General features: G+C 30.6%; 3 protein-coding genes. 1 reads left to right on the top strand and 2 read right to left on the bottom strand.

Annotated features, from left to right (window positions below; all coding sequences use genetic code 11):
• Nucleotides 1-390 precede the first annotated feature (390 nt).
• A complete protein-coding gene (locus CHI06_RS06510) occupies nt 391-708 on the bottom strand; it encodes a hypothetical protein (protein WP_095247614.1) in 318 nt (105 codons plus the stop codon).
• 369 nt (nt 709-1,077) lie between these two features.
• Between CHI06_RS06510 and CHI06_RS29670 the strand changes: the two genes are divergently transcribed.
• Nucleotides 1,078-1,221, top strand: coding sequence for a hypothetical protein (locus CHI06_RS29670; RefSeq protein ID WP_179292548.1), 144 nt, complete (start codon nt 1,078-1,080; stop codon nt 1,219-1,221).
• A 127-nt stretch (nt 1,222-1,348) separates the two neighbouring features.
• Here the strand turns inward: CHI06_RS29670 and CHI06_RS06505 are convergent.
• A partial coding sequence (locus CHI06_RS06505; protein WP_142300932.1) for a DUF1572 family protein occupies nt 1,349-1,505 on the bottom strand: 157 nt, incomplete at its 5' end.

Here is a 1,505-nt window from a genome sequence, read left to right as displayed (position 1 = left end):
CCTCAAACCCAATCGTTTGTAACTTTTTAAACTTCTACAAATATTACACTAACTCCTTCTTCCATAAAACTGCACCGTTAGTTTAAGTACAAAATTTCACAAAACTATATTCAATTTAAATCAAGAATTATGTAGAATGAGTGACAATTTACAACAATATCCAAACAAAAAAATACCTTTGATCTATAAAATCAAAGGTCAAAGTTGAACTTAGTGGTCTAGACTAAGTCCATTTTAGGAGGTCTAAACTCGAAGAATTTAAACTATTATTATATTAACATATAATGAATATTTATTCAACAATTTAAATAATTATACATTCACTGTCTTTGGTTGCTTTTCCATTAACTTAATGCAACCCTTTTGAATTCAAGCACCCAGTTAGTTGAATTAGAATGGATTTTCTCCTTTCACAAAAGGAATTAAAATAGCATAAACAGAGCCAATAAAAAGCACCCAAAAGACAATAGAGGTTATACGTTCCCTTAACAAGTTGTTATTTTTATTAATAAATAGCCCACGGATAATTGTATAAAGAAAAAACAGAAGATATGAGACTCCGAACCAATTAACCCATACGTTCCCCATAAAACTAATACCGAAATTCTCATAAATCGTTCTTAATACGTTTTCAGTTAGAATAAAACCAATAACTAAAAAAACTAATATTTCAAGAATTGTAATAGCGTACGCTTTCCAGACGGACAATCTTCTTCCCCTCCCTTATTTGTCTAGTCTCTATATTTTACTATTTAATACCATCTGTTTGAGCCCTATTTTTCTTTTTCTTTCTTCAACTATCCTGCACCGTTACTTTAAGTGAAATATTTCACAATATGTTCTCTTATACAAACAAAATCTTTTTAATGTTCGTTTCCTTTAGCCGCTATTTGCACGTGTGAAATAAACAAAGCAACATAAGACTTACATATTAGAGTGAACTGGGTAAGCTAATTTTCATAATAGATTCCATTTTTCGTCTTTATTTTGAATATTTCACCTGATTACATTCCTTGCAAAAACAAGAATAAGAAGAAGGGAAGGACACAAACTAAGCTGAAAAGGAGAGTGTATATCATGGATGAAAAGGGGTTAAAACAGAAACCTAGTAATACTTTACGTACGAATAAACAGAACACTTTGGATATATTAGCAAGCATTGATGAGTTGAAAAAAGAGCATGAACCAGAGTATGTCTTTTTATATTGGGATGAATGGTGATAAGTATCTTAAGAAGAGAAAATGAAATGGATATTGGATAGAATCATATCAAAGTAAAGCAATTCTCCTTATTGAGAATTGCTTTCAATCTGCAATTAGCAGTAGGATATTTAAGTAATGCACATATTTACTTTTTTCGAGGAATCGTTAGTGATTTCCAATCACCAGATTTTAAATGTTTCGCTATATAAATGATTTGCCCAACATGATAAGAGTAATGGTACATTTGGCGTTCAATAGCTTCTATAACGGAATGGTGTTCATTGCGGATCGTAATGGTTTTT

This window comes from Bacillus sp. 7884-1 (assembly GCF_002272245.1).
In the GTDB taxonomy this organism is placed as follows: Bacteria; Bacillota; Bacilli; order Bacillales; family Cytobacillaceae; genus Neobacillus.
The sequence above is the reverse complement of the archived record's forward strand: the minus strand, read 5'-3'. Positions and strand labels throughout refer to the sequence as shown.